Source organism: Rothia sp. P100, from assembly GCF_023712425.1.
Taxonomy (GTDB): domain Bacteria; phylum Actinomycetota; class Actinomycetes; order Actinomycetales; family Micrococcaceae; genus Rothia; species Rothia endophytica.
Genome location: NZ_JAMAYG010000001.1, coordinates 477,676 through 500,729, shown reverse-complemented (window position 1 = coordinate 500,729; position 23,054 = coordinate 477,676). Strand labels below are relative to the sequence as shown.

At 57.8% G+C, this 23,054-nt stretch carries 18 protein-coding genes; 13 read left to right on the top strand and 5 right to left on the bottom strand.

The features are described 5' to 3' along the window. Positions 1–2 precede the first annotated feature (2 nt). The 4 genes from tsaE to tsaD are packed head-to-tail and all read left to right on the top strand — an operon-like array spanning position 3 to position 2,978. Positions 3–620: a tRNA (adenosine(37)-N6)-threonylcarbamoyltransferase complex ATPase subunit type 1 TsaE gene (tsaE, locus tag M3668_RS02290; RefSeq protein WP_251379212.1), complete on the top strand. Its 618-nt coding sequence runs from the start codon at positions 3–5 to the stop codon at positions 618–620. A gap of 9 nt (positions 621–629) precedes the next feature. Next, complete coding sequence (gene tsaB / locus M3668_RS02285) at positions 630–1,307, top strand: tRNA (adenosine(37)-N6)-threonylcarbamoyltransferase complex dimerization subunit type 1 TsaB (RefSeq protein ID WP_251379211.1); 678 nt, start codon at positions 630–632, stop codon at positions 1,305–1,307. Further along, complete coding sequence (gene rimI, locus M3668_RS02280; protein ID WP_502948945.1) at positions 1,307–1,876, top strand: ribosomal protein S18-alanine N-acetyltransferase; 570 nt, start codon at positions 1,307–1,309, stop codon at positions 1,874–1,876. Before tsaB ends, rimI begins: the two co-directional genes overlap by 1 nt. Then, on the top strand, positions 1,869–2,978 hold the full coding sequence (gene tsaD, locus M3668_RS02275) for a tRNA (adenosine(37)-N6)-threonylcarbamoyltransferase complex transferase subunit TsaD (RefSeq protein ID WP_251379210.1): 1,110 nt from the start codon (positions 1,869–1,871) through the stop codon (positions 2,976–2,978). Before rimI ends, tsaD begins: the two co-directional genes overlap by 8 nt. 102 nt (positions 2,979–3,080) lie before the next feature. Here the strand turns inward: tsaD and M3668_RS02270 are convergent, their stop codons facing one another. The 3 genes from M3668_RS02270 to M3668_RS02260 form a co-directional block, all read right to left on the bottom strand. After that, complete coding sequence (locus tag M3668_RS02270; RefSeq protein ID WP_251379209.1) at positions 3,081–4,223, bottom strand: glutamate--cysteine ligase; 1,143 nt, start codon at positions 4,221–4,223, stop codon at positions 3,081–3,083. A gap of 125 nt (positions 4,224–4,348) precedes the next feature. Continuing rightward, complete coding sequence (locus M3668_RS02265) at positions 4,349–5,647, bottom strand: class I SAM-dependent methyltransferase (RefSeq protein WP_251379208.1); 1,299 nt, start codon at positions 5,645–5,647, stop codon at positions 4,349–4,351. 24 nt (positions 5,648–5,671) lie between these two features. After that, a complete protein-coding gene (locus M3668_RS02260; protein ID WP_251379207.1) occupies positions 5,672–6,877 on the bottom strand; it encodes an MFS transporter in 1,206 nt (401 codons plus the stop codon). Between the two features lie 242 nt (positions 6,878–7,119). Here M3668_RS02260 and groES point away from each other — a divergent pair, with 242 nt between their 5' ends. The 9 genes from groES (at position 7,120) to M3668_RS02215 (ending at position 19,305) form a co-directional block, all read left to right on the top strand. Further along, positions 7,120–7,410: a co-chaperone GroES gene (gene groES / locus M3668_RS02255; RefSeq protein WP_251379206.1), complete on the top strand. Its 291-nt coding sequence runs from the start codon at positions 7,120–7,122 to the stop codon at positions 7,408–7,410. A 54-nt stretch (positions 7,411–7,464) separates the two neighbouring features. Next, positions 7,465–9,054: a chaperonin GroEL gene (gene groL / locus M3668_RS02250; RefSeq protein WP_251379205.1), complete on the top strand. Its 1,590-nt coding sequence runs from the start codon at positions 7,465–7,467 to the stop codon at positions 9,052–9,054. A gap of 185 nt (positions 9,055–9,239) precedes the next feature. Next, positions 9,240–11,375, top strand: coding sequence for an acyltransferase family protein (locus tag M3668_RS02245; RefSeq protein ID WP_251379204.1), 2,136 nt, complete (start codon positions 9,240–9,242; stop codon positions 11,373–11,375). 59 nt (positions 11,376–11,434) lie between these two features. Next, on the top strand, positions 11,435–12,952 hold the full coding sequence (gene guaB / locus M3668_RS02240) for an IMP dehydrogenase (RefSeq protein WP_251379203.1): 1,518 nt from the start codon (positions 11,435–11,437) through the stop codon (positions 12,950–12,952). A 60-nt stretch (positions 12,953–13,012) separates the two neighbouring features. Then, on the top strand, positions 13,013–14,140 hold the full coding sequence (locus M3668_RS02235) for a GuaB3 family IMP dehydrogenase-related protein (RefSeq protein WP_251379202.1): 1,128 nt from the start codon (positions 13,013–13,015) through the stop codon (positions 14,138–14,140). Between the two features lie 94 nt (positions 14,141–14,234). Further along, positions 14,235–15,185, top strand: coding sequence for an SURF1 family protein (locus M3668_RS02230; protein WP_251379201.1), 951 nt, complete (start codon positions 14,235–14,237; stop codon positions 15,183–15,185). Positions 15,186–15,240: 55 nt separating this feature from the next. Further along, the gene (locus M3668_RS02225; RefSeq protein WP_251379200.1) at positions 15,241–15,792 is read left to right on the top strand and encodes a DUF3817 domain-containing protein; all 552 of its coding nucleotides are present in this window, start codon (positions 15,241–15,243) and stop codon (positions 15,790–15,792) included. Positions 15,793–15,866: 74 nt separating this feature from the next. Further along, positions 15,867–17,459, top strand: coding sequence for a glutamine-hydrolyzing GMP synthase (gene guaA, locus M3668_RS02220; RefSeq protein ID WP_251379199.1), 1,593 nt, complete (start codon positions 15,867–15,869; stop codon positions 17,457–17,459). Positions 17,460–17,811: 352 nt separating this feature from the next. Then, a complete protein-coding gene (locus M3668_RS02215; RefSeq protein ID WP_251379198.1) occupies positions 17,812–19,305 on the top strand; it encodes a GH25 family lysozyme in 1,494 nt (497 codons plus the stop codon). Positions 19,306–19,567: 262 nt separating this feature from the next. Here M3668_RS02215 and M3668_RS02210 read toward each other — a convergent pair whose 3' ends face one another. Together M3668_RS02210 and M3668_RS02205 are read right to left on the bottom strand one after the other, a co-directional pair. Further along, positions 19,568–21,289 (bottom strand): glycoside hydrolase family 13 protein, encoded by a 1,722-nt coding sequence (locus M3668_RS02210; RefSeq protein ID WP_251379197.1) that lies wholly within the window; start codon positions 21,287–21,289, stop codon positions 19,568–19,570. Further along, positions 21,289–23,034: a glycoside hydrolase family 13 protein gene (locus M3668_RS02205; protein ID WP_251379196.1), complete on the bottom strand. Its 1,746-nt coding sequence runs from the start codon at positions 23,032–23,034 to the stop codon at positions 21,289–21,291. The genes M3668_RS02210 and M3668_RS02205 overlap by 1 nt, the downstream gene beginning before the upstream one ends. Positions 23,035–23,054 lie beyond the last annotated feature (20 nt).

The window sequence follows — 23,054 nt, the reverse complement described above, 5'->3', positions numbered from 1 at the left end:
TCATGCCGAGTTCTGAAGCATTTTTTGACCTAGAAATTACCGGCCCTAGCCACACCGCAGCCGTTGCACATGCGCTCGCGCCCCTGTTGGATGCTGGGGACGTGTTGATTCTGACCGGCGAATTGGGTGCAGGTAAAACTACCTTTACCCGTTCACTGGGTGAGGGGCTAGGGGTGCGCGAGGGCGTCATCTCACCGACCTTCGTGCTCTCCCGCGTACACCCCAACCTGGCTGATGGCCCGCGCCCCGGTGGTCCAGACCTGGTCCACGTGGATGCCTACCGCCTGGCCTCGGGTGAAGAACTGGATGACCTAGATTTGGAGTACTCCCTGGACCGCTCGGTTACCGTCATTGAATGGGGTAGAGACAAGGCCGAACACCTCTCAGATTCTCTGCTGGACTTGGAATTCACTCGCGTCACCGGTGCCGACCTAGCCGAGACCGACCCCTACCAGCTCTACACCAGTGGCAGCGAAACTGACCTTCACGAGGACGAAGAAGCCCCCGAACCGCGCCGCCTGCGCGTCATAGCCAGCGGCCCCCGCTGGCTTAGCCAGCGTCCAAGCGCTTTCGACCGGCTACAACAGGCTCTCACCCATGCCGCCCCGACTACGGAGTAAACTAACACCGTGCTTTTTCTTGCCCTAGACTCATCAGCTACCGCCTCCGTCGCCCTGGGACGTATTGAAGGCGGTCAGCTCACCCTGCTCGCCCACCGCGCCACCACGGACACCCGCTCCCACGCCGAGGTCATGTCCCCCTTCGTCGCCGATGTAATGGCCGAAGCTGGCGTCAACGGTCACGACCTTGACGCCGTACTGACCGGCACCGGGCCTGGCCCCTTTACCGGTCTGCGTGCTGGTATCGTGACAGCCCGTGCGCTCGCCGTCGCCTGGGACCTTCCTCTCTACGGCATGATGAGCCTGACCGCACTGGCCGAGGCAGCCCATGCTGTTGCTCGGGAGGCCGGCCAGCAGCGTTTTCTGGTGGTCAGCGATGCCCGCCGCCGCGAAGTCTACTCGGCGCTGTACGAGCTCACTGAAACCGGCTACTCGCTGGTGCAGGGCCCCACCGTTGGCCCTGCCTCCCAAACGCCTACCCTGCCCGCCTACGGTATTGGAACCTCCCTCTACCCCCAGGACTTCGATGCTCAACCCGGCTTCGAGAGCCTGCAACCCGAAGCCAGCCACCTGTTGCGCGCCGCTGCCCGCCTGGGCGCTAGTGCGCTGAGCACCGATACCTCGGCTCTTTACCTGCGTGAGTCGGACGCTAAGGTGCCGGCCGCCCGTAAAAAGGCGGGTAGCTAGTGCTCCAGGCAGATTTACCCAACGGGCTGCCCGGCGTCCGCGCTCGCGCAATGACCCTCGTGGACGTACCCGCAGTGCACACCTTGGAAAGCCAGCTCTTCCCGGCTGATGCCTGGCCGCTCGATATGTTTTTAGCCGAGATAGTGCATCCCACTCGAGGCTATATTGTGCTCGAAACCGTGCAGGAGGGGAGGAACGAGGCTGAGATCATTGGTTATGCCGGTTTGATGAGTATCGCCGAGACAGCCGACGTGCAGACTATTGCCATTGACCCACGGCACGAGGGCAAGGGCTACGGGCGGGCTCTACTGGACTTCCTTGCCCGCGAAGCCGCGGTCCGCGGTGCTGAACAGATTCTGCTAGAAGTACGCGCCGATAATGCCCGCGCCCAAGATCTTTACCAGCGCAACGGCTACCAGCAAATTCATGTGCGTCGCGGTTATTACAACGACGGCGTGGATGCTCTCATTATGCGCAAGGAGCTACTGGCTCCCGCTTCCACCCCGAACGATGATGCCACGAGCACGACCCCAGAACCCACGATTGAAAGTGAAGCCCACCATGACTAAGGCAAACACCGAACCCCTGGTATTGGGCATCGAATCCTCCTGCGACGAAACCGGCATCGGCATCGTGCGCGGCTCCACCCTGCTCACTAATACCGTTGCTAGTTCTATGGAAGAACACGTGCGCTTCGGCGGGGTCATCCCCGAAATCGCCTCCCGTGCCCACCTAGACGCTTTCGTACCAGCCCTTAAACAGGCCTTGGACGAAGCTGGGGTAACCCTCGAGGAGGTAGACGCTATTGCAGTCACTGCAGGACCCGGCCTGGCCGGTGCTCTCATGGTCGGTGTATCAGCTGCCAAAGCACTGGCTGTAGCCACCGGTAAACCCCTTTACGGTATCAACCACCTGGTCGCCCATGTAGGTGTGGGTCTGCTGGATGACTGCGGCATCGAAGGGCACACCGCCGACTTCTTGGACGGCTTACCCCGCGAGGGTCTTGGCGCCCTGCTGGTCTCTGGCGGACACACCGAAATCCTAGCAGTCCGCGATATCACTGGCGATGTGGAACTCTTGGGCGCTACCCTGGATGACGCCGCCGGCGAAGCCTACGATAAGGTCGCCCGCCTTCTCGGCCTACCCTACCCCGGTGGCCCCGCCATCGATCAAGCCGCAAGAGAGGGCGACGGTAGTGTCTTCGCTTTCCCCCGCGGGCTCTCCACCCGCAAATTCATGGGCACCGTCGAAGAACCCGGCCCCCACCGCTACGATTTCTCCTTCTCAGGCCTCAAAACCGCCGTTGCCCGCGTCGTCGAAGGGTTCGAAGCCCGCGGTGAAGAAGTACCCGTGGCAGACGTCGCGGCCTCCTTCCAAGAAGCAGTCGTCGATGTCATCACTGAAAAAGCCATGCTGGCCTGCATTGAACGCGGTATCAAAACCCTCCTGCTAGGCGGCGGGGTGGCAGCCAATTCCCGACTGCGCGAGCTCACCGCCCAGCGCTGCGCCGAACACGGCATCAAACTGGTTATTCCACAGCTCTCGCTCTGCACTGACAACGGCGCTATGGTCGCTGCTCTGGGTGCCCGTCTGCTCACCGAGGGGCGGCAGCCCAGCGGTATTGACTTCACTGCCGACTCATCCCTGCCGGTCACCACCATCTCGGTCTAGACGAAGTATCTACACAGTATCTACACACGTGCGCCTAGCCTACTGGTTAGAGCCAGCCTGGCAGCTGTGGGGTACCGGTCCGAGCTTGCCCAGAGATTCTATTTATAGTTCCTGCGCCTGAGCCACCAGGTCATCGACCACAGCCCGCAGGTCTCCCCGGTGCTCGGCAGCAACCCGGCGCTGACGCTGGTAACCCGCACCCTCACGACACATCCGTTCAACATCGGCTAGTTCTGCGCTAGAGCCCAGGTCGCGGGCAACCGGCTCCAACTTATCCAGCAGACCCAGCACGTCCTCGGTGACCAGGCGTTCCTCGTTGCGATTATTCATGATGATGATAGCTTCAGTGCCATAGCGCGCGGCCCGCCACTTATTCTCCTGGGCATGCCAGGGGTGCAACGGCTCCACGCGTCCACCGGCGTCCAACTGGCGGCTAAACCACTCCACCAGGCACTGCGTGAAAGCCGTCAGCGCTGCAATATCACGCACCGAGGCAAGCCCGTCATAGGCGCGCATCTCAACGGTCCCGTAGCCTGGCACCGGGCGGACGTCCCAGCGGTTTTCGCTGGGCTCGTCAATGACACCGGTTGCCAACAAATCGCCCAAGTAGGATTCGTAGTCTTCCCAGGTTTCAAAAATAAAGGGCAGCCCACTGGTCGGCAGCTGCTGGAAGAGCTGCGCACGGTGGGAGGCGAAGCCGGTGTCCTCACCTTCCCAGAAGGGGGAAGAAGCTGAAAGTGCCAGTAAATGAGGGTAAAAGTTGGTCAGCCCGTTCAGTACCGGCAATGCTTTATCGCGCGAATCCACGCCGGTGTGCACGTGCACGCCGTAAATAATCTGCCGTTTCCCCCAGAACTGGGAGCGGTCCAGCACTCGCTGGTAACGGTCTTTATCGGCGACCGGTTGCTCAAGGGCCCGTGAGAAGGGATGCGTTCCTGCGGAGAAGAAGCCTAGCCCCAGACTGTCGGTGACCTCTTTGAGGACGGACGCCGCTTCGCGCAGCTGGTCGGAGGCTTCGGCTGGGGTGCGGCAGATACCTGTCACCAGCTCGACGGTGTTATCTAAAAACTCTCCGGTGATATGGGGCTGAGTCTTGCCCGGCACCAGTAGCTGAGGGTGGTGCTCCTTGAGTGCCGTCAGCACCTCAGGGGCACGCGAGGACAGTTCGCGGGTTGCCGGGTCAACGAGAGCGATTTCCCATTCCACGCCAATGGTGGACTGCTCTGAGACATTAAAGGGCATCATGGGCGGCTCCGGGGGCTAGTCAGTAGGCTGTTTCTAGTCTAGGGGCTGGGTTAGGGTGGCGCCGAATTCTGCGTCATGAAAAAGACAAAAAACGGTAAGGGACGCTTCACAGCGCACAGGCTGTCTTATGGTTGCACCGGGTTAGCGTGGATAGCCAGCCGCCGAGATTCAGCCCCGTTGCCCAGGCGCGTCAAAATTAGGGTGGCGGGAACCGCCGCCGCTCCCTTTTTCTTCTTAACCCCGGCCAAAAGCTTGGCACGCAAGTGCTCGGGCACAATATCGACCCCGCGTTTTTTCACCGTCAGGGTGGTGATGCCCTGCTCCTTAACCCATCGCTTGAGCGTCTTATCCTGCAGGGAAAGCACCTGCTGAACCGTATAGATCTGCGCTAAGGCGGTCTCTGCAGGGATTTCCATGGTTAGGTAGGCAATCTTTTCATCCAGTAGCTGGGCACCCAGCTGATGAGCAAGATCAGAGACCAGGTGGGAACGCACCACCGCGCCGTCGGGCTCAGCGATGTAATTGCTGAGTTCTCCCACAAGTGGTTCGTGTTCGTGCGTTCCAGTGAGGTCCGGGGAGTCTTGGGACGAGGTAATCTCGCCCAGCAACTCCGGCTCTAAGGGGTGAGATGAGAGGACGCTGGCCGCCCGGCGCACTCCTAGGCGGGCGAGAGCATTGAACCAGAGCACCACCTCAACCACCGAACCGCCGTGGGACACCCATTCAGCTTCGCAGCCTTCGGGAATATGCTCGTGGGGCAGGCCGGGGCCCATCTTGACGCCCATGGGAATGCCGGTGGCCGCCAGCTTCTCTACAAAGGACAGGGGAGGGGAGAAAGCTTCGGGGTCAAAGAGCCGGGACGTGGTGGCGCCGCCTTCCACCTCGCGGCGGGCAGGATCTAGCCAGAGCGCCTCTACCGGTTGCCCCGAGACCGTGGTCAGGTTTTCTAGTTGCACCTCTTCTACATTGCCCACCAGCACCTGGGCGGTCTCAAAACCCTGCAGATTATGGGCGGTGAAAGCCGCCGTTGCCGGGTCAAGCTCCACCGCTGTCACGGTCAGACCGGCGGCGACAAAGGCGAGAGAGTCAGCCCCGATTCCGCAGCCCAAATCAGCTACCGAGCTGAGACCTGCGTCTACAAATCTTTGGGCGTGACGCGCCCCCACAGCTGCCCTGGTTGCCTGCTCATACCCTGCCTCAGTCAGCAGCATCTCTGCAGCGTGCTCACCAAACTTATTGGCAGCCTGGGTGCGGAGTTTTGCCTGGGTCAGCACTGCTGAGGTCTCTTCAGGGGTAAACCCCCTGGACCGTAGCGCACTCGCGGCGGCAAGGGCAGTATCAGCTGTGTAGGGGGTGAATTCGTGGACGGCGGCGAGCAGCTCTTCACTGAAAGGATGGGCTGGTGCTGGTGTAAAGCTAGTCATCGTTTCTTATTCTAGTGGTGCTATCTAACTGCGCCGGGAACCGGTAGGTAGTTTAGTAATCGGCTGAGTGGCAAGTGCCCAAACGGCTCCAAAGACGGTCAGAGATCCTACCAATATAAAGGTCGCCGGTAGGGCGAACGCAGTGAGCACAGCCGAAATACCCAAGGGACCACCCACAACAGCCACCTGGGAGAACATGGACCAGATGCTCAAGAACTTGGCCCTGCCGGTGTCCGGGCTAAGGTCAGCACCGATGGTCATATTGATACCGGAGCCCAGGCCGTTGCCCACACTCATGCAGATGAGGGCAAGGACGAAACCCCAGCTACCGTCCCAGAACGGCACCAGCAGGAAGCCTCCGCCAAAGAAAACGAGGCACAGACTCAGGGTAAAGGAACGACCTACCCGATCTTTCAGGTAACCGCCGGGGAACATGAGCACCATCTCCAGAGCAGAGCCCAAGGCAATGGCTAAGGAAATCTGGGCTTCGGACCAGCCCAGGTGCAGCCCCCAGAGGGCTACCAGAATGGGCTGGCTCACCCGGGTCACTGAGAGAAGGCCGACTCCGATGCCAGCCACGAAAACGGTGTTCCAAGTAACCGATAGTTGGCTTGTTTCGGTGGCTGCCCTGTTTTCTCTGGCCTGGGCGGTTGCCCGATCAAAGGTTGAATTAAAGCGGGGGATTCGCAGCAGTACCGTTGCAGCTAAAACCAGAATGATGGAGAAAGCAAAAACGGTCCAAAGAGGAAGCCAAATGAGCATGAGGGAACCGACCAGCGGTCCGGCGAGGAAACCTGCTCGTTGTGCCCCGCCCAAGGACGTCATTGCCTTGCCTCGGTCTTTGGCGGCAACGGTTTCAGCCACCACAGCTTGGCGTGCCAATCCCCAGGCAACCTGGGCGGGCACGCGCAACAAATGACCGGCGATATAGAGGGCAATAGACCAGCCCGAAGGCACTGCAAGAGCCAGAATAGTCAGTGCCAGGGCGCCGGCTGCATTCAGGGTAGCCAGAGTCATGGCCCTCTTGTCGCCTACCCGGTCAATAGCTGCGCCCACCGGAACCGTACAAGCAAGCGCCGCAACGCCCGAGGCAGCCATGAGGAGGGCAGCTGCTGCAGGGGGTATTCCTATGTCGATGGCTGCAAGAATGATGAGAGGGGTGATAGCTCCCAGGGCTGCGGCAAAGAGGAAGGAGGGCACCAGCACCGGCCAAAAGAGAAGTTTGATCACGCCATTCCTCCTTGCTTATGGCTTGGCTCACTTTTGCAACCTCTTCATCATAGCCCCACCGCGGTGCGCTCACCGCGAAACCTGCTGGCTCGGTTGCCCCGTGAGCAGAGACGTTCTAAAGTTTTAGTTAGCACTTGACCGTTTAGAGTGCTAAATCTGTAGTCGGTGGCACCGCGACGACACCGAAGACAGTTTTAGCGCAGGTCAACCCCTAACGTTTACGCCCTAGAAGGAGCAAGAACATGGCTACCATCAAGCCGCTTGAAGACCGCATTGTTGTGCAGATCGTAGAAGCTGAGCAGACCACCGCATCCGGTCTCGTAATCCCCGATACCGCCAAGGAAAAGCCCCAGGAAGCTAAAGTTATCGCTGTTGGTCCCGGCCGCGTCGATGACAAGGGTAACCGCATTCCCGTTGACGTAGCAGAAGGCGATGTTGTCATCTTCTCCAAGTACGGCGGCACTGAAGTTAAGTACGGCGGCAGCGAGTACCTCATCCTTTCAGCACGCGACGTGCTGGCCGTTGTCTCCTAAGACCCTTTATCTTCTCAACCACCCTAGATAAAGACCAAAGGAGATAGAGGATTCATGGCAAAACAACTTGAATTCAATGATGATGCCCGCAAGCACCTGCAAGCCGGCGTTGATAAGCTCGCGAACGCGGTCAAGGTAACCCTTGGCCCCCGCGGCCGCAACGTTGTGCTCGATAAGCAGTGGGGTGCGCCCATCATCACCAACGACGGCGTCTCAATCGCTCGCGAAATTGAGCTTGAGAACCCCTACGAAAATCTGGGCGCCCAGCTGGCTAAAGAAGTTGCCACCAAGACCAACGATGTTGCCGGTGACGGTACCACCACCGCAACCGTCCTTGCTCAGGCACTGGTTGCTGAAGGTCTGCGCAACGTTACTTCCGGTGCAGCACCCGGTGAGGTCAAGCGCGGTATCGAGGCAGCAACTAAGTTAGTTTCTGAGCGTCTGTTAGAGAACGCTCGCGGTGTTGAGGGCGAAGAAGTTGCCCATGTGGCAGCGATTTCAGCCCAGTCACCTCAGATCGGGGAACTGCTCTCAGAGGCCTTCAAGAAGGTGGGCCAGGACGGCGTCATCACCATCGAAGACGGATCCACCACCGAGATTGAACTCGAAGTGACCGAGGGTATGCAGTTCGACAAGGGCTACCTCTCACCCTCCTTCGTCACTGACCCCGAGCGTGCCGAGGCCGTTCTGGAAAACAGCGCTATTCTGCTCTACCAGGGCAAAATCTCAACCGTGGCTGAAATTATGCCCGTACTTGAAAAAGTTGTTCAGGCTAAAAAGCCCCTGACCATCATTGCCGAGGACGTAGACGGTGAAGCCCTGTCCACCCTGGTCGTCAACAAGTTGCGCGGCAACCTAGACGTGGTTGCTCTCAAAGCACCCGGTTTTGGCGACCGCCGCAAAGCGATTCTGCAGGACCTCGCCGTTCTCACCCAGGGTACCGTTATTACCGGTGAATTGGGTATCACCCTTGACAGTGTCACCATGGATCAGCTCGGTGGCGCTCGCCGCGTCACCGTCACCAAGAACACCACCACCATCGTCGAAGGCGCCGGCACCTCTGAAGAGGTTGCTGAGCGCGTTGACCAGTTGCGCCGCGAAATCGAGCGCGTGGATTCCGAATGGGACCGCGAAAAGCTTAAGGAACGCCTGGCAAAGCTGTCCGGAGGTGTCGGTGTCATCAAGGTCGGCGCTGCAACCGAGGTTGAGGCCAAGGAACGTAAGCACCGTATTGAGGACGCAGTCTCCTCCACCCGCGCAGCCCTTGAAGAGGGCATTGTTGCCGGTGGCGGTACCGCCTTGGTGCACGCCCTGGCTGCACTGGATGGTTTTGAAGCTGGCTCCCGCGACGCCCAGGTCGGTGTGGACATCGTCCGCCGCGCCCTGGTCCAGCCTCTGCGCTGGATTGCTGAGAACGCTGGTGAGGACGGCTACGTAGTGACCTCTAAGGTCGCTGAGCTGCCCATCGGTCACGGCTTCAATGCGGCAACCAGGGTCTACGAAGACCTCATTGCCCGCGGCGTCATTGACCCGGTCAAGGTGACCCGTTCAGCTCTGGAGAACGCGGCGTCCATCGCTGCCCTGGTGCTGACCACCGAAACCCTCGTGGTCGAAAAACCTGCTGAGGAAGAAGACAACAAGTAGCCCCTTCTTTTCTCAGGGAAAACTGCCCGCTATGGTCTTAGCCACCGTAGCGGGCAGTTTCGTGTTTTCTCAAGCTGATGCTCAGGATGGAGCGGTAAACTTAACCCTTTATGGATTGCGCCAGTACCACCTCAGCGCCCCAGCTGAGGCGCCATGCTGGCTAAAGAGTAGGGAGGGAGTCTGCCTTGAGTGGGCACGCAGTGATGAACCACCACACCAGCACTGGGCAGAGCCGCCGCATCTATTCGAGCGACCGCTCCTGGCGTCCTGAAATTCAAGGTCTACGCGCACTCGCCTTGCTGCTCGTTGCCGCCTACCATTTCTGGTTTGGTCGGGTATCAGGCGGTGTGGATGTTTTTCTCTTCATCTCAGCTTTCCTGCTGACCGGTTCTTTTGCTCGCCGTATTGAAAGCGGAACTTTTGCCGCCGGTGGTCTTTTTCCGGGGCTGAGGGCTGTTTTTGCCCAGTGGGTGCACACCTTCAAACGACTGCTGCCCCTAGCCGCCATTACCGTTGCCCTCACCCTGCTAGGTACCTATTTTTTTATTCCTGCTGAGCGCTGGCTGAGCATCCTTGATGAGGCGGGCACCGTGGTGCTCTACCAGCAGAACTGGTGGTCCATTGATAACGCGGTGGACTACTATGCCACTGATAGCTCGCAAGCATCTCCTCTGCGTCATTTCTGGTCCCTGTCGGTGCAGGGGCAGATTTACCTGCTCTGGCCACTCATCTTCCTGCTGGCTGCACTTCTGATTCGAGCCTTAAAGGGTAGGGGAGTGCGCGCTGTTCTCATTAGCATTTTTACATTGATTTTCGCGGTATCACTGACCTACTCCATCCGTGAGACTGAGTCCAGCCAGGTCACTGCTTACTTTGATACCTGGGCCAGGCTCTGGGAGTTTGCGCTGGGTTCTCTGGTGGCCCTAGTGCTGCCTCTGCTGAAGTTGCGCCGTACCCTACGTGCGGTGATGGGCTGGGCGGGCATCATTGCCATTATTTCCTGTGGCTTCGTTCTGGACGTTAACGGCAGCTTCCCGGGGTATGTGGCGCTCTGGCCCACCCTAGCCGCCGCCTGTGTGATTGCTGCTGGAAATACCGGCACTAGATTTGGCCCTGAAAAACTGCTGACCGCCAAGCCCCTGCTGGCTCTCGGTGGCTTTTCTTATGCCCTTTACCTGGTGCACTGGCCCATTCTGGTCTTCTATCTCTCCTATACCCAGCAGGAAAAGGCGGGTTTTCTTGCCGGTATGATTTTGCTCGTTCTCTCCATGGCGCTTGCCTGGCTACTGACCCGCCTCGTTGAAAACCCTCTGCGCACCTGGAAGCTGCCCAACCGCTCAACCGTTACGGGGCTAGTTATGGTGGGAGCCTGCCTGCTCGTTGGGCTTATGCCCGCCCATGCCTGGACATCTTCAATTCACCGCCAGGCGGTGCAGGCTGAGGCTAACCGTGCTATCAATAACGTGGGCGCTGCCGTGCTTGATTCAGACTATGCGTACGAGGGGGACCAGGCTGCCCCCGTCATCCCCATTCGAGCGGTACTGGACGCTGACTGGGCCGAACTGGGTGATTCCTGCGCTCAGATAAAACCTGAGATGTCGCTCACCGAAGAACTGGCGGGTAGCTGCACTGTGCCGGTAGCTAATGGAAACCCCACCCGCACGGTAATGGTGGTGGGCAACTCGCACATGCAGATGTGGCTCACCGCCCTGCGCCCACTAGCTGAGAGCCAGGGTTGGGAGTTGATTGCCAATATTCGCCCCGGCTGCTTCCTGACTGAAGAAGATAATGCCTCCTTTGCCAGCGGCGCTAACTGCGATGAGTGGGCGCAGGCGTCCTGGGAATTCATTGATACCCAGAACCCTGACACTGTCTTTGTGCACGGTACCCGCTCGCTTGCCGATGAACCTGATGTGCTCTTCACCGGGCTTGAGCCGCACATCGCGCACCTGACCGAGCAGGGAACCAGCGTCATCGGTGTGCGGGATACACCGCGTATGTCACAGATGCATAAGGACTGCATGGACGCTTTTGGGGGCGCTGATGATTGCATTATGGGCCCGGGCCAGGACGTTCTGGACGACCCCCAACTTTCCTTCCAGGAGAGCTACCCCGGTTTCGCAGCGGTCAACCTGTCAGATTTAGTCTGCCCAGATAATGCCTGCCCACCGTCTATCGGTAATGTCTATACCTACTTCGATTATGACCACATCACCGCAACCTACATCGAGACCTTGGGCGACTATTTTGACCCGCGAGTGCTGGATGCCGTAGACCGGGCAGATGCTGCCCTGCAGCCCTCACTCGCGCAAGACGGCTAACCCGACTAAGATTGACAGCAGTGTGCCTCACCTACCCTTTGAAAGGTAATGAAACTTTCATGACCACCCCCACCGCCCTGAGCGAAGACCCCTTTGGCTTTATCGGACTCACCTACGATGACGTTCTGCTATTGCCAGGTAACACCGACGTCATTCCGTCAGATGCGGATACCACCACCCGCCTGACCAAGCGTATTTCGATTGCGTCGCCCATTATCTCAGCAGCTATGGATACCGTGACCGAGTCAGCCATGGCGATTGCTATGGCCCGCCTGGGCGGTATGGGCGTTATCCACCGCAACCTTTCCATTCAGGATCAGGCCGACCACGTGGACCGCGTTAAGCGTAGCGAATCGGGCATGATTACTAACCCCGTGACCGTTGGCCCCGATGCTACGTTGGCAGAGCTGGATGAACTCTGCGGTCACTTCAAGGTTTCGGGCTTGCCCGTGGTGGACGAGTCCGGTGTGCTGATGGGTATCATCACCAACCGTGACACCCGCTACCTGCCCGAGTCCACCTTTGAAACTACCCTGGTCCGCGAGGTTATGACCAAGATGCCCCTCATTACCGGGCACGAGGGGATGAGTAAGGACGAGGCTTTTGCCCTCCTGGCAGATAACAAGATTGAAAAGCTGCCCCTTATTGACGAGGCCGGCAAACTCACCGGTCTGATTACCATCAAGGATTTCACCAAAACCGAGCAGTACCCCCGCGCCACCAAGGACGACGAGGGCCGCCTGCGCGTGGGTGCCGCCATTGGCTTCTTTGGCGACGGTTACGAGCGAGCCATGAGCCTGGTAGAAGCTGGCGTTGACGCACTCTTCGTGGATACCGCCAACGGCCACTCCCAGGGTGTGCTCGATATGATTTCCCGCTTGAAGAAGGACCCCGCCGCAGCTCACGTAGATGTTGTGGGCGGCCAGGCCGCAACCCGCGCCGGTGCCCAGGCCATCATCGATGCCGGCGCCGATGCTGTTAAGGTGGGCGTAGGCCCCGGTTCCATCTGCACCACCCGCATTATCGCCGGCGTGGGCGTCCCCCAGATCACCGCAATTAATGAATCAGCTAAGGCAGCCATTCCTGCAGGTGTTCCCCTGATCGCTGATGGCGGCATGCAGCACTCCGGCGAAATTGGCAAGGCACTGGTAGCTGGTGCGGACGCCGTCATGCTCGGCTCCCTGCTTGCTGGTACCGCTGAATCCCCCGGTGACCTGATTTTTGTGAACGGTAAGCAGTTCAAGGCTTACCGCGGCATGGGCTCCCTGGGCGCTATGCAGTCTCGCGGTGGTAAGAAGTCTTTCTCTAAGGACCGATACTTCCAGGCGGATGTATCCTCCGAAGAAAAGCTCATTCCTGAAGGTATCGAGGGTCAGGTTCCATTCCGCGGCCCCATCTCCTCTGTGCTTCACCAGCTAGAAGGCGGTCTGCGCCAGACCATGTTCTACGTGGGCGCCAATACCGTTGAAGAGCTCAAGAACCAGGGTAAGTTTGTGCGCATCACCAGCGCAGGCCTGAAAGAATCGCACCCCCACGACATCACCATGACCGTTGAGGCGCCCAACTACCGCCGTTAAAGACCCGGCACACCAGCTGATATTGACCGAGCAGGCTCACAGCTCGGGGATAAGGAAACCATGACTGATCTTCAAATCGGTATGTCCAAGCGCGCTCGCCGCACCTACTCTCTCGATGAGATTGCTCTGGTGCCAGCCCGCCGCACCCGCGACGCCAACGACGTCAATATCAGCTGGCAGATTGACGCCTTTAAATTCGATACCCCCATCATCGGCGCCCCCATGGATTCGGTCATGTCACCGGCGACAGCTATTGCCCTAGGCAAATTGGGCGGCTTGGGCGTGCTCAACCTGGAAGGTCTCTGGACCCGCTACGAGGACCCCCAGCCCTACTTCGATGAAATCACCGCCCTGTCGGGGGGCGATGCTTCAGCAGCTACCCGCCGTATGCAGGAAATCTACGCCGAGTCCATCAAGGCTGAGCTGATTACCGCTCGACTGGCTGAGATCCGTGAATCGGGCGTCATCGTCGCAGGCTCCTTGACCCCTCAGAACACCCAGGAGTTCTACGAGACAGTGGTCAAGGCAGGCGTTGACCTCTTCGTCATTCGCGGCACCACCGTTTCAGCCCAGCACGTCTCTGCTAACCGTGAACCTCTTGACCTCAAGAAGTTCATTTACGAGCTGGACGTGCCCGTTATCGTCGGTGGCGTCACTGGCTACACTCCCGCTATGCATCTGATGCGAACCGGCGCTGCCGGCGTCCTGGTTGGTCTTGGCGGCGGCGCAACCCTGACAACCCGCCGTGGCCTGGGCATCCAGGCTGCCATGGCAACCTCAATCTCTGATGTCGCCGCAGCTCGCTCAGATTATCTGGACGAATCCGGCGGCCGCTACGTACACGTGATCGCGGACGGCTCACTGGGACGCTCCGGGGACATGATTAAGGCGCTCGCCATGGGTGCGGACGCCGTCATGGTCGGTGCCCCCCTGGCCCGCGCTGAAGAAGCACCGGGTAAGGGCTGGTACTGGGGTAATGAGGCGCATTCAGTAGACTTCCCCCGCGGAGTGCGCACCCAGCTGGGCACCGTAGGTTCCCTCGAAGAGGTGCTCTACGGCCCCAGTGCACATGCTGATGGTACCGCCAATATCGTCGGTGCACTGCGCCGCGCACTGGCAACCTGCGGTTATACCGACCTCAAATCCTTCCAGCGTATCGACGTTAACGTCACCCCCTACGTCCGCTAACATCTCACACCCCCGCACCCCACCGCCTCGACGGTGGGGCGGGGTTTACGGTGAGAGGCTTTTTGACTTTTCCTACTTCTAAGGCTGAGATTCCTTGCTGAAACTAGCATTCACCCCTCGCTGGATAGGCGGCCTGTTGGCCGTCCTGGCTCTAGTGACTGGCTTTGTGCTACTCAGCTCCTGGCAGCTGGGAGCTTCTACCCAAGGGCGGATTACTGCTGACCCTGCTAAAGATGTGGTGCGGCCTTACTCCCAGATTCTTGAACCCGGTGACTATCTAGATGCCAGCGAGGTCGATACCGTGGTGGAGGCGACCGGCAGTTATGTCTCGGGGTCCTCATACCTGGTGGAAAACAAGCTGAATGATGGCACCCAGGGATTCTGGGTGGTTTCCCTCTTCGAACCGGTTGATACTGACACCGTGACCACCAGCTTTGGGAATTCACCGCGAGGCATTGGGGTAGCACGAGCCTGGACGCCGGTGGCTGAGATTCCAGCGGAGCCAGAGGGCGAAATCACCATCGCCGGTAGGATAGTGGGCAATGACCCGCCCATCAACAGCAACCTGATTGCAACCGATGGTGCCGAAGACCTGAAGGTTATCGGTTCTGCTAATTCTTCTTACCTCACTAATTTGTGGAACGCTCCGCTGTTCAACGGGATACTGGCCGTAGACTCTGAGAGTCTGGGGGATACGCCCCTCACCGAGCAGGGCACCATTGAACCCACGGCAACCCTGCTGGAGCAGGGGGAGAACTTGCTCCCTATCAACGCCCAGCAAGTTACCGATGAGACGGTTGACTGGCTCAATATTTTCTATGCGGTGGAGTGGATAGTTTTTGCTGGCTTCGCGCTCTATCTCTGGTGGCGTTTGCTCAAGGATGCCGTTGAGAAGCATAAGGACCCGGCTCTCTACTTCGAGTACGAGGGGGAGTACTGGGTCGATGAAGCAACCGGTAAACCTTACTATTACGACCCCGCCGATGATGCCTACTATTTCTTTGACGAAGTGGCCTCATCTCCGGCTAACCAGGGGAAGCCTTAGGCTGGCGTCCCTGTCTCATCTTTTCTTCAACCCTCGACCGACCCGAAAGCTGACCATGAGCGAAAATTCCCGCCCTGTTCCCACCCACCGCGGTGACGGTAAAAAAGTGACCCTGGCTGATGGTGCTGTGACCGCAGGGACTAAAGGTGGTTTCACCGTACGTAAAAAGTTCGGTGGTACCGAGACCCAGATCCGCGGCGCCCTCACCTTCTACAAGTGGTGCGCCTGGATTTCCGGTACTTTCTTGCTGCTGCTTGTTGCCGAGATGATTAGCCGCTACGCCTTTGGCTATGACCTGGTCGCCGGTGGCACTGATGCGCAAACTGGTCAAACCGTAGCCCTGGGCTGGCTCAATCTTGAGACCGGTAACCTCCACGGCGGGCTCAATATCTCTACCTGGATTCTGATCATTCACGGTTGGTTCTACGTCATCTACCTCATCTCTTGCTTCCGTCTCTGGCTGCTCATGCGCTGGGCTCTACCCCAGATGATCGTGATGGCGCTCGGTGGGGTTGTTCCTTTCCTCTCCTTCATCGTGGAGCGTCGTATCTACCGCGAGACTCTAGAACTGCTGGCTGCTAACCCTCAAGCCACCAAGCGCTACTAGGCGCCGGTGCCCACCGGTCTTATCTGTCATAGAATAAATACAAACACTCACTGATCAACCGAAAAGGTACATGCGTGACTACTCATAACCCCCTCGAGGAGCTAGAACAGCGCCCGGTACTGGTCGTCGACTACGGCGCTCAGTATGCGCAGCTCATTGCTCGCCGGGTGCGCGAAGCCGGAGTTTACTCCGAACTGGTGCCCCACAACCTGTCCACCGAGAAAATGCTGGCTAAGAACCCTGCAGCTATCATCCTCTCGGGCGGTCCTTCTTCGGTCTATGAGGAAGGTACCCCCAAAGGTGACCCGGCCCTCTTTGAAGCTGGAGTGCCTGTTTTCGGTATTTGCTACGGCTTCCAGGTCATGGCACAGACCCTGGGTGGCACCGTCGCTAAGACCGGCCTACGCGAATACGGTGCCACCGATGCCGTTCTCTGTGCTGAAGATTCTTCCTTCCTGACCGGTACCCCCGCCACCCAGAATGTCTGGATGTCCCACGGCGACTCCGTTTCTGAGGCTCCCGAAGGTTTCCGTGTGCTCGCTCAGACCCCCGGTGCTGCTGTTGCGGCTTTCGTGGACGAAGAACGCAAGTTTGGTGGTGTGCAGTGGCACCCCGAGGTCAAGCACTCTGACTACGGTCAAGTAGCTCTTGAGAATTTCCTCTTCAATGTTGCTGGTCTGGAAAAGACCTGGTCTACCGCAAACATTATCGAAGAGCAGGTCGCTAAGATCCGCGAGGAGGTGGGCGAAGACCGCGTCATCTGCGCGCTGTCAGGCGGCGTTGACTCATCCGTAGCTGCCGCCCTGGTCCATAAGGCTGTTGGCGACCAGCTGACCTGTTTCTTCATTGACCACGGTCTGCTCCGTGCCGGTGAACGTGAACAGGTTGAAGAAGATTACGCCACGACCATGGGTATCAAGGTTGTCACCATCGACGAGTCTGAGCGCTTCTTGGGCGCACTGGCCGGTATCACTGAGCCCGAAGCCAAGCGTAAGGCTATTGGCCGTGAGTTCATTCGCTCCTTCGAAGCTGCCCAGCGTAAGCTCATTGAAGAAGCCGGTAATGACGGCGCTGACATCAAGTTCCTCGTTCAGGGCACGCTTTACCCTGACGTTGTTGAGTCTGGTGGTGGCGAAGGTGCAGCTAACATCAAGTCCCACCACAATGTGGGCGGTCTGCCCGAGGACATGCAGTTTGAGCTGGTTGAGCCTCTGCGCACCCTCTTTAAGGATGAGGTACGCGAGATTGGCCGCCAGCTCGGCGTTCCCGAGAAGATTGTTGCCCGTCAGCCTTTCCCCGGCCCTGGCCTGGGTATTCGCGTGATTGGTGAGGTCAGCAAGCACAATCTGGACATTCTGCGCGCTGCTGACGCTATTGCCCGTGAAGAGCTGACCAAGGCTGATATGGATGACAAGATCTGGCAGTGCCCCGTTGTTCTGCTGGCGGATGTTCGTTCGGTGGGTGTACAGGGCGATGGTCGTACTTACGGTCACCCGATTGTGCTGCGCCCTGTTTCTTCTGAGGATGCGATGACTGCTGACTGGTCGCGCTTGCCGTATGACTTGTTGGCTAAGATTTCTAATCGTATTACTAATGAGGTTTCTGAGGTTAACCGAGTGGTCTTGGACGTGACCTCGAAGCCCCCGGGAACGATTGAATGGGAATAATCTGATTTTCCGCCCCCAGGCGGAATAGAAAATCAGATTATTCGGCGAGCATAGCGAAGCGGCGAGTCGTTAGAGCTGTGAGCGTAGCGAACTCGTTGTCCGCCCCCAGGCGGAATAGAAAATCAGATTATTCGGCGAGCATAGCGAAGCGGCGAGTCGTTAGAGCTGTGAGCGCAGCGAACTCGTTGAGGAGACAAAGGGCCGTCACGCCTCTGAGGCGTGGCGGCCCTTTTTTGTGAATTTTTTGGTCAGGTAGTGACAAATAAACCTGCGTGCGGTTAGGTTTAATGTGTTGTGTTGTCCCCCCTTTGATGGACACAGCGTTCTTTCCCCCACGATAAGGCTGATTTTCATGCTTGTACCATCCCTTTTGAGGCGTGGAGTGCGCCCTGCTGTCGCCCTGCTGGCTTTAGCGTCGGCGTCCTATCTCGTCCCGGCACATGCCGTGCCTGCTGAGCTTTCGGATGTGGGCATGGAGTCCCGTTCGATCCAACAGAAAGAAACCCCTTTGCCGGTAACCGGTGGGGATAATCCAGGTGCTCAGATGGGGCATGTTTTCAAGAACGCTGAGCAGGAAGGAGCTGGTGTGGAGCAAAACGGCTTGGCGGACGCGGTTCAGAGCGATCTTCCCCCAGCACCAGGAGTGCTGGGTATGGATGTCTCAGGTTGGCAGCCCAACGTTAACTGGGTCAACGAGTATGCTAAGGGTGCGCGTTTTGCCTACGTTAAGGCGAGCGAGGGTAGCTACTACACTTCTGATGATTTTTCCTCCCAGTATCTTGGTGCGGATAGGGTGGGGATGCTCCGCGGGGCTTATCACTTCGCCATTCCGTCCCTGACCAGCGGTGCTGAGCAGGCTCGATTCTTCATTGCGAACGGTGGTGGGTGGAGCCCAGATGGTAGAACGTTGCCTGGTCTGCTCGACATTGAATATAACCCCTATCCGCAACTGGGTAATATGTGCTTCAACATGTCCCCGGCGCAGATGAACCGATGGATTACTGATTTCACAGAAACTTACCGTGGTATTACCGGCCGTTACCCGGCTATCTACACCACTACTCACTGGTGGCGAAACTGTACGGGTAATACAGATGCCTTCAATTTCATGCCCTTGCATTTGGCAAGCTATTCACACCAGCCTGGAGCTATGCCGAATGGCTGGGTTGAGCAAGATATCTGGCAGTATTCTGATGCTGGCCCTTTTGCCGGAGATTCCAATATTTTCAATGGCACGATGAGCGATTTACGGGGGTTCGCGGCCAATGCTAACTACCGCCCCTTGGGTAGCACCAGACCCTTGGTGACCGGTAAAGATTTCATTGATGTGCCACCGCATCATGTCTTTTACGGTGAAGTGAGCTGGCTGTCTTCTAACGGTATTTCTAGGGGCTGGGAAGACGGTACATACCGCCCGACGACCTCGATCACACGCGAGGCCATGGCGGCCTTCATGTACCGTATGGCTGGTGAACCTAACTACTCTCCACCTGCTAGATCACGTTTTTCTGATGTTCCTACGAGTCATCATTTCTACAAGGAAATTAGCTGGTTAGCTGACCAGGGGATTACGAGAGGTTGGGATGACGGCACTTTCCGGCCTGACGAGTCTATTAGTCGTGAGGCCATGGCTGCTTTCTTTTACCGTCTAGCGGGTGAGCCGGCTGTTGTAGGGGCTTCCCCTTTCCTCGATGTTCGGCGTGGCGATACCTTCAATCGCGAAATTACCTGGCTGGCATCTACCGGTATTACCAGGGGCTGGGACGATGGTACCTTCCGCCCCCAGACGCCCGTTACCCGTGAGGCGATGGCAGCCTTCATGTATCGCTTTACCTACAGATCCTAATAATTACTAACTACCCAGAATGCAGAAGGCTTCCAAGAAGGTAAAGGTTCTCTGTGATTTGCTGGTTTTGGTGGGGCCAGCTCGGGCTAGGCTGTAGGCACCCCGCGTTAGTGAGTAGCCCTTCTTGACCTGAGGAAAAGTCTAACGACGATAAATGTCTTCCCGCCGCACTGCTTTTTCAGCAGATACAAGAAAACCCCTGCCGGTCTTCAATGCCGAAGATTAACAGGGGTTTTCGTAGTTGTAGGGGTGCAAGACGCCGCTAGTTGGCTAGGCGATAGACCTTAGCTTCGTAGGGGCGCAGGGTGGTTCCGGCATCATCTGTGTAGTTAGAGATGACCGGTGAAAGGCCCTCTCCGAGACCGAAATCTCGGGTTAGCTCCTGATCAGTAAAGTTGGCAATCACTAGAAGCTTCTCACCCTCGCCAATGCGCTCGTAGGCGTAGACCTGGGCATCGTCTTCACCCAGGGGTAGAAAATCGCCATAGACCATGAGATGTTGCAGTTCACCGCGGCGCAAACCAATCAGCTGACGGTAGAAGTTCCACAGCGAGTCCTCACGACTTACCGCCTCAGCAACGTTAATCTCGGTGAAGTTGGGATTTATCCCAATCCAGGGCTGCACCCCAGCGTCCGTGAAACCGCCGTTGTCGCTGGCGTCCCACTGCACCGGCGTCCTGGCATTATCACGGCCCTTGGCATAAATCAGCTCCATAGCCTGCTCGTGAGTCAGGGTGCCGTACTGGCGCACCATACTCTCGTACATGTTGAGGGAATCAAGGTCCTTGTAATCATCGATAGCGTCAAACTGCACGTTGGTCATGCCGAACTCTTCACCCTGGTAAATGTAGGGGGTGCCCTGCATAAAGTGAAGTACGGTTGCCAGCATCTTGCCCGAAAGCTCCCGATACTCTGGTGAATCATTGCCGAAGCGGCTGATAGTGCGCGGCTGGTCGTGATTATTCCAGTAAAGAGAGCCCCAGGCCTTACCTGATAGCTTGGTCTGCCACTCATTCAAAATGGTTTTGAGTTCAACCAGGTCAACAGGCTTTCGGGACCACTTACCCATGCTGGCACCGGGATCAGAATCCACCGTCATATGCTCAAAGTGGAAGATCATGTGCAGCTCATCTGACGTGAAACCTGAGAACTGGATAGCTTCTTCCGGGGGAGTGGCGCTCATCTCGCCCACGGTCATTACATCATATTTAGCGAAGGTCTCAGCGTTGAGCTCATGCATCCACTCGTGCACCCGGGTCCCGTTTTCGATGACGAAAGGAATTGAAGAGGTCTGCTTGCCGGGGACTACAGCAGGGTCATCGGGCAACCCTTCAGGTTTGGAGATGATGTTGATGGCATCTAGGCGGAAGCCGTCCACACCCTTATCCAGCCAGAAGGTGACAATATCGAAGATTTCCTGACGAACCTTGGGGTTTTCCCAGTTAAGATCCGGCTGCTTCTTGCTAAACATGTGAAGGTACCACTGGTCAGTATGCTCGTCATACGCCCAGGCGGGGCCACTGAACTCAGAAACCCAGTTATTGGGGGGTAGGGGGTTGCCTGCCTCATCGTGACCTGAAGAATCACGCCAGATGTAGTAGTCGCGGTAGTCATTATCGCGGCTGGCTCGGGAAGCCTCGAACCAGGCGTGCTCATCCGAGGAGTGGTTGACCACCAGATCCATCAGAATCTTAATTCCCAGACTGTGGGCGGTTTCCAGCATCGTATCGAAATCAGCCATGGTGCCGAACTCTGGCATAATCGCCCGGTAGTCCGAGATGTCATAGCCCATATCGTCATTGGGCGACGCAAAGACCGGAGACAGCCAAATGACGTTAATGCCCAGCTCCGCTAGGTAGGGAAGCTTCTCGGTAATACCGGGGATATCACCCAGACCGTCGCCGTCGGAGTCCTTAAAGGAGCGCGGCCAAATCTGGTAGACCACCGCTTCCTTCCACCACTGCTTACCTGAATGATCTGCCATTAGTTTTCTTCCTTCTGAGTGTAGAGGTAGACCTTTGCCTCGTAAGGGCGCAGAGTTTCACCTTCGTCATCGGTGTAGTTGCTGGTCAATAGTGTCTGCTCGCCGTCCGGCTGTACGTAGGAGCGCTCGACCTGCTGGTCAGTAAAGTTAGCGATGACGAGCAGGGTCTGGCCTGCGCTACTGCCGTTACCCTCACGAAGGTAGGCATAAACCTGCTCATCTTCAGCGTCCAACAGACGGTAGGTTCCGTTGATCATCACAGGGTTTGCGTGGCGCAGCTTGATGAGCTCCTGGTAGTGATAGAAGACCGAATCTTCATCTGCCAGGGCTTCTTCAGCGTTGATTTCTGTGTAACGCGGATTGAGCTTGAGCCAGGGTTCACCTGCGGTGAAACCGGCGTTCTTTTCTGCGCTCCACTGCACGGGAGTGCGAGCATTGTCTCGGCCTGAAGCGGAAATGTAGCGCAGCATGTCCTCATGCGACACAGTACCTGAGCTCACCAGCTTGGCATAGGAATCGTGAATTTCGATGTCGTTGTAGTCTTTGATGTCATCAAAGAATACGTTGGTCATGCCCAACTCTTCGCCCTGGTAGATGTAGGGGGTGCCCTGCATGAAGTGCAGAACGGTGCCTAGCATCTTGGCGGAGCGGACGCGGTGCTCGGGGGCGTCGTTGCCAAAACGGGAGACAGCACGGGGCTGATCGTGGTTGTTCCAGTACAGTGCATTCCACGCCTTGCCTGAAAGATCATCCTGCCACTTGGAGAGAATGCGCTTGAGGTCAACCAGCTTAAAGCGGGTGTCATTCCACTTGCCCAGTTTGGCGTCCGGGTTGGCATCCACACCCATATGCTCGAACTGGAAGAGGGTTTGCAGTTCACCGCGGTCAAAGCCGGTGTAGAGCAGGCCGTCTGCGGTGGTGACGTGCGGGGTTTCGCCCACGGTGATGACGGGGTAGTGAGCCAGCACCTGCTCGTGCATTTCGTGCAGGAACTCGTGGACGCGAGGGCCGTTGGCTGCCATGCCCAGCGAGTCGGTCTTGGCGCCAGCTGCTACAGCGGGGTCGTCGGGGTAGGCAGGGTCTTTAGAAATCAGGTTGATGACATCCATACGGAAGCCATCGACACCCTTATCCAGCCAGAATCGCATGAGTTCGTAAACCTCTTCACGCAGGACAGGGTTCTCCCAGTTGAGATCGGGCTGCTTGACCGAGAAGAGGTGCAGGTAGAACTGCTCGGTAATCGGTTCCCATTCCCAGGCGGAGGGGGAGAAGGCTGCTACCCAGTTGTTGGGAGGGATGGGGGAGCCGTCTTCGGTGAAACCGGCGGCGTCCTTCCAAATGTAGTAGTCGCGGTACTTGTTATCGCGGCTGGTCTTAGCCTGCTGGAACCATTCGTGCTCGTCAGAGGAATGGTTAACAACCAGGTCCATCATGATTTTGATGCCGGCGCCGTGGGCGGTTTCTAGCAGGGTGTCGAAGTCTTCCATGGTGCCGAATTCGTCCATGATGTCCCGGTAGTCCGAGATGTCATAGCCGTTATCGTCGTTGGGTGACTTGTAGATGGGGGAGAGCCAGATGACGTCTACGCCCAGCTTAGCCAGGTAGGGGATTTTTTCGGTGATACCGGGTAGGTCTCCGATCCCGTCGCCGTTGCTGTCGTTAAAGCTGCGGGGGTAGATCTGGTAAACCACCGGCTCCTGCCACCACTGGGTTTCTGCTATGGGCTGGTCTAATTGTTCGGTCACGGTGAGCTCCTAATCAGGGG